Here is a 5,004-nt window from a genome sequence, read left to right as displayed (position 1 = left end):
CGCTGAAGTCGCCGTGGCCGCCGCGCGCCGAGATCATGTGCGGCGCAACCAGCATCCGCGGCCCGTCGATCAGGCCGGCGGCGACCGCGTCGCGCAGATCGACGGTCGGGTAGCCGTGGTCGCCGCAGCCCAGGTCGCGGATGGTGGTGAAGCCGTTGTTCAGCAACGCGCGCAGCACCGGCAGCGCCTTCAGCGACTTGGCGACGACGGAGTCGGCGGCCAGCGCCGCGCCGACCGGCGGGATCACCGTGACGTGGGTGTGGCAGTCGATGAAGCCCGGGGTCAACGTGTGTCCGGGCAGCTCGACTCGGTGCGCCCCCGCCGGCGGCTCGATCCGGTCGCCAACCCGCCGGATTCGCCCGTCGACGACCAGCACCTGCGCCGGCGCCGCCGCGTCCGACACCCCGTCCCAGACCCGCGCCCCGGTGATCAGGGTGGCTCCCGTCATCGCGGCACCCCGAACCGGTAGCGCAGGATCCGGGCGCCGCGGGCACCGGCCTTGGTCGTGCCGGTCAGCCGGATCGCCAGCCGGACCAGCCGGGGGCAGAGCGCCACCTCGGCGGCGTGCGTCACGCTGGCCTCCTCGACCAGCCGCAGCCGCGGGTTCCAGGTCTCCGGGGTGCGGGCGTCTTTGAAGCCCGGGTTGGCCCACACGCTGTCGATCAGGTGAAACATCGGCTGCCGGGCTAGTTTCATCACCGCCCGGCTGACCCGGCCGACCCGGCCGTAGTCGTTGAACGCCAGCTCGCCGGCGTGGAAGTACGCGGTGATCCGCCGGAACAGCTCCGCCATCACCGGCTGCGGCACGAACGCGAACAGCCCGTCGGCGATCACCATGGTGGGCCGATCGGCCGGGATGCCCGCCGTCCAGTCGTCGGCCACCGACGCCGGCACCGAGTGGGCGTGTTCGGCGGCGGGCAGCACCGCCTCACGCAGCGCGATCACCGGCGGCAGGTCCACCGAATACCAGTCCACCCCGGCCGGCGGGCGCACCCGCAGCATCGGGGTGCCCAGCCCGGCGCCGAGATCCACCACCACGGCATCGGGATGACGGGCCACGAAGTCGCGCACCCGGTCGTCGAGCAGCTTGGCCCGCAGCACGGTCTGGCAGACCACATTGGTGGGCACGGCCAGCGCGGCGAAGTCGTAGTCGAGCCGGCCGACGACCTCGTCGGCGACGGTGTCGCCGAGGATCGGCCGCGGTGCCCGGCTGTCCAGGGCCCGCGCGTATTCGGTGAGGAAGGCGGTCTGCTCCAGCGGGGTGAGCCCGGTTGCCGCAATCGACATGTCCGCCAAGGGTACCGGCTGGGGGCCGTAAAGCGCGGAACACCGCCCGATGACGCGTCGACCCGCTACGTTCGTAGGTATGCAGACCTTCGACGCGACCACCCTCGAGGTGGTGGCCGACGGTCCGCGCGGGTCGATCGCGTTGAACCGGCCGGAGAAGCTCAATCCGCTGGGCCCCGAGACGCTGACCGAACTGGTCGCCGCGGCCCGCTGGTTCGACAGCCTGCCGGAGGTGAAGGTCGTCGTGGTCGCCGGTCGGGGCCGGGCGTTCTCGGCCGGAGCCGACCTGGCGGCGTTCGGCACCGTCGACGAGGGCGCCGCCGCGCTGCGCGATGCCGCCGACGCGGGACGGCGGATGGCCGACGCGGTGGAGGCGATGCGGGCGGTGACCGTGGCGCGGCTGCACGGGCACTGCGTCGGCGGCGGGCTGGTGCTGGCCGCCGCGTGCGATCTGCGGGTGGCCGCCGACACGATCCGCTTCGCCATCCCCGAGGTCGATCTCGGCATCCCGCTGGCCTGGGGCGGCATCCCGCGGCTGGTGCGCGAGTTCGGCCCGGCGCTCACCAAGGAGCTGGTGATGACCTGCCGGCCGTTCGGCGCGAACGAGGCGAAATCGGCCGGCTTCGTCAACCGGGTGGTGAGCGAGGCCGGCCTGGACGAGGAGGTCGAGGAGCTGGTGGGCCAGCTGGTCACCAAATCCGCGCTCACCCTCCATGCCACCAAGCGGCACACCAACGCGGTGACCGAGGGGATGGTCGGCACCGCGCGCAGCTGGAACGACGCCGACTCGCTGGTCACCGCGGCGCACGACCAGGAATCCCGGGACGCGGCGATCGCCTACCTGTCCCGCCGCGGCCGCGGCTGACCCGAACGCGGCCGACCTCGCAGCCGAACCGAAGAGGAGAGACCGAGATGCCCGAACCCCGGCCGGCGACGGTCTGCGAAGCCTTCCAGCGCACCGCGGCGGTCGATCCCGACGCGGTCGCGCTGCGGACCGTCGGCGACACCGAGACCCTGACCTGGCGGGAGTACGCCACCCAGGTGCGCCGGGTGGCGGCCGGGCTGGCCGGGCTCGGGGTACGCCGCGGCGACACCGTCTCGCTGATGATGGCCAACCGGATCGAGTTCTACCCGCTGGAGGTCGGCGCCCAGCACGCCGGGGCGACGTCGTTCTCGGTGTACAACACCGCCCCCGCCGAGCAGCTGGCCTACCTGTTCGGCAACGCCGGCACCAAGGTCGTCATCTGCGAGGCCCAGTACGTCGACCGGATCCGGGAGAGCGGGGCGGCCATCGACCACATCGTCTGCATCGACGGCGCACCGGACGGCACCCTGTCGGTCGACGACCTGGTCGCCGCGGGGGACCCCGGCTTCGACTTCGACGCCAGCTGGCGGGCGGTGCAGCCCGACGACATCGTCACCTTGATCTACACCTCGGGCACCACCGGGCCGCCGAAGGGCGTCGAGATGACGCACGCCAACCTGGTCTTCGAAGCGGTGTCGCTGCAGAACGTGCTCGGGGTGCGCTTCGGTGACCGGGTCACCTCCTACCTGCCGTCGGCGCACATCGCCGACCGGGCGATGGCGCTGTACAACCAGGAGATGTTCGGCACCCAGGTCACCGTGGTGCCGGATGCGCGCACCATCGCCGCCGCACTGACCGACGTGCGGCCCACCGTCTGGGCCGCGGTGCCCCGGGTGTGGGAGAAGCTCAAGGCCGCAATCGAATTCGCGGCGGCCAACGAGCCGGACAGCGACCGCCGGGCCGCGCTGCAGTGGGCGCTGGCGACCGCGGTGCGCCGGGGTGCGGCGCTGGTCGCCGACGGCTCGGTCCCCGACGATCTGGCCGCCGAATGGGCCGGCGCCGACGAGCTGGTGCTGTCCAAGCTGCGCGAGAAGCTGGGGCTGGACCAGATGCGCTGGGCGGTCTCCGGGGCGGCGCCGATCCCGAAGGAGACCCTCGGCTTCTTCGCCGGGATCGGCATCCCGATCTGCGAGGTGTGGGGGATGTCGGAGCTGAGTTGCGTCGCCTCGACGGCACATCCGCGCGACGCCCGGCTGGGCACCGTCGGCAAGCTGCTGCCCGGTCTGGAGAGCAAGGTCGCCGACGACGGCGAGTTCCTGGTGCGCGGCCCGCTGGTGATGCGCGGCTACCGCAAGGATCCGGCCAAGACCGCCGAGGCGATCGACGCGGACGGCTGGCTGCACACCGGCGACATCCTGGAACAGGACCCGGACGGCTACCTGCGGGTGGTCGACCGCAAGAAGGAGCTGATCATCAACGCGGCCGGCAAGAACATGTCGCCGGCCAACATCGAGAACACCATCCTGGCCGCCTGCCCGATGATCGGCGCGATGCTCACCGTCGGCGAAGGACGGCCGTACAACACCGCGCTGCTGGTCTTCGACGCCGACTCGGTGGGCCCGTACGCCGCCACCCACGGGCTGACCGACGCGTCACCGGCCGCGTTGGCCACCGATCCGCTGGTGATCGCGCAGATCGCGGCCGGAGTGGCCGCCGGCAACGCGCGGCTGTCCCGGGTGGAGCAGATCAAGCGGTTCCGGGTGCTGTCCGCGCTGTGGGAGCCCGGTGGTGACGAGATCACCCTGACCATGAAGCTCAAGCGCCGGCCGATCGCGGCGAAGTACGCCGCCGAGATCGAAGAGCTCTACGCGCCCGAGCCCGGCCCGCAGGTGCACCAGCCCGACGCCGGGCAGCCGGTGGCTGCGCAGGCCTGACCGATGGGCGGCGACGCGCCGACGGTCTTCACCTTCGGACACGGCACCGCCGGGCCGGCCGAGATCACCGCGCTGCTGCGCGGCGCCGGGGTGCGCCGGCTGGTCGACGTGCGCACCGCGCCCGGCAGCCGGCACAACCCGGAGTCGGCCCGGGAGAAGATGGCGCACTGGCTGCCGGAGGCCGGGATCGACTACCAGTGGGAGCCGCGGCTGGGCGGCTGGCGGCGGGTGAGAGGCGAGAGCCCCGATATCGGGCTGCGCAACGCGTCGTTCCGGTCCTACGCGGGCTACATGCGCAGCCCGGAGTTCCGGGCCGGCATCGACGACCTGCTGGCGCGAGCGGCCACCCAGCAGCTCGCGATCATGTGCGCCGAGACGGTGTGGTGGCGTTGCCACCGCAAACTGGTCTCCGACTACCTCACCCTGGTGCGCGGGATCGAGGTGCGCCACCTGATGCACGACGGGACGCTGCGCGAACACCGGCCGACCGCCGGGGCCCGGGTCGACGGCGACGTGCTGGTCTACGACGGGCCGACCGTAATCACACCTCGCCCTGGGATGTAGCCGCCGGATTCAGCCGTCGGATTCAGCCGCCGGCGCACCCCGCGAGTAGTATCGCGTCACAGCGAATGATCCGGGCCTGCAGGCCAACCGCCGGAAGGGCAGGTTCATGGGTATCAGTTCGGTCCGGGCAGTCGGTGTCGTGGCGGTCGCCAGCGTGGTCGTCGGCGGTGTCGCCGGCGTGTCCACCGGGCGTCCGCGTCCGGTCTCGGGCGACGTGCTGCTGACGGCGGGGTTGGGTGACGGTGTGGCGCTCATCGTCGGGCCGATGGGAACGGTGACACCCAACGACACGATGATGGCCAGCGCCGATCGGATCTTCCTGGAGCCGCTGGGCTTCACCGGCCACACCGAGCCGGTGACGACGCCCTACTACTTCTCCGACGGGTTCTACGACTGGAACGCCACCTACCAAAC

The 5,004-nt window shown here is 72.2% G+C and carries 5 protein-coding genes and 1 pseudogene; 4 read left to right on the top strand and 2 right to left on the bottom strand.

All coding sequences use genetic code 11. From position 1 onward, the window contains the following. Together AC2VNT_RS04990 and AC2VNT_RS04985 are read right to left on the bottom strand one after the other, a co-directional pair. A partial coding sequence (locus tag AC2VNT_RS04990) for an amidohydrolase family protein (protein WP_486945799.1) occupies positions 1–448 on the bottom strand: 448 nt, incomplete at its 3' end. Continuing rightward, complete coding sequence (locus tag AC2VNT_RS04985) at positions 445–1,287, bottom strand: class I SAM-dependent methyltransferase (protein WP_486945798.1); 843 nt, start codon at positions 1,285–1,287, stop codon at positions 445–447. The genes AC2VNT_RS04990 and AC2VNT_RS04985, both read right to left, overlap by 4 nt. Positions 1,288–1,366: 79 nt before the next feature. Between AC2VNT_RS04985 and AC2VNT_RS04980 the strand changes: the two genes are divergently transcribed. The 4 genes and pseudogenes from AC2VNT_RS04980 to AC2VNT_RS04965 form a co-directional block, all read left to right on the top strand. Beyond that, on the top strand, positions 1,367–2,152 hold the full coding sequence (locus tag AC2VNT_RS04980) for an enoyl-CoA hydratase/isomerase family protein (protein ID WP_486945797.1): 786 nt from the start codon (positions 1,367–1,369) through the stop codon (positions 2,150–2,152). 47 nt (positions 2,153–2,199) lie between these two features. Continuing rightward, on the top strand, positions 2,200–4,026 hold the full coding sequence (gene fadD11, locus AC2VNT_RS04975; protein WP_486945796.1) for a fatty acid--CoA ligase FadD11: 1,827 nt from the start codon (positions 2,200–2,202) through the stop codon (positions 4,024–4,026). A gap of 3 nt (positions 4,027–4,029) precedes the next feature. Further along, the gene (locus AC2VNT_RS04970) at positions 4,030–4,590 is read left to right on the top strand and encodes a DUF488 domain-containing protein (protein ID WP_486945795.1); all 561 of its coding nucleotides are present in this window, start codon (positions 4,030–4,032) and stop codon (positions 4,588–4,590) included. A gap of 106 nt (positions 4,591–4,696) precedes the next feature. Beyond that, positions 4,697–5,004, top strand: a pseudogene (locus AC2VNT_RS04965) (hypothetical protein); the annotation flags it as partial.

It is taken from the genome of Mycobacterium sp. TH-M15 (assembly GCF_057473705.1).
The sequence above is the reverse complement of the archived record's forward strand: the minus strand, read 5'-3'. Positions and strand labels throughout refer to the sequence as shown.

Excerpts from the sequence above, each read along its gene's own strand:
- AC2VNT_RS04980 (WP_486945797.1), top strand. The coding sequence starts at position 1,367 with ATGCAGACCTTCGACGCGACCACCCTCGAGGTGGTGGCCGACGGTCCG.
- AC2VNT_RS04970 (WP_486945795.1), top strand. The coding sequence starts at position 4,030 with ATGGGCGGCGACGCGCCGACGGTCTTCACCTTCGGACACGGCACCGCC.
- AC2VNT_RS04985 (WP_486945798.1), bottom strand. The coding sequence starts at position 1,287 with ATGTCGATTGCGGCAACCGGGCTCACCCCGCTGGAGCAGACCGCCTTC.
- fadD11 (WP_486945796.1), top strand. The coding sequence starts at position 2,200 with ATGCCCGAACCCCGGCCGGCGACGGTCTGCGAAGCCTTCCAGCGCACC.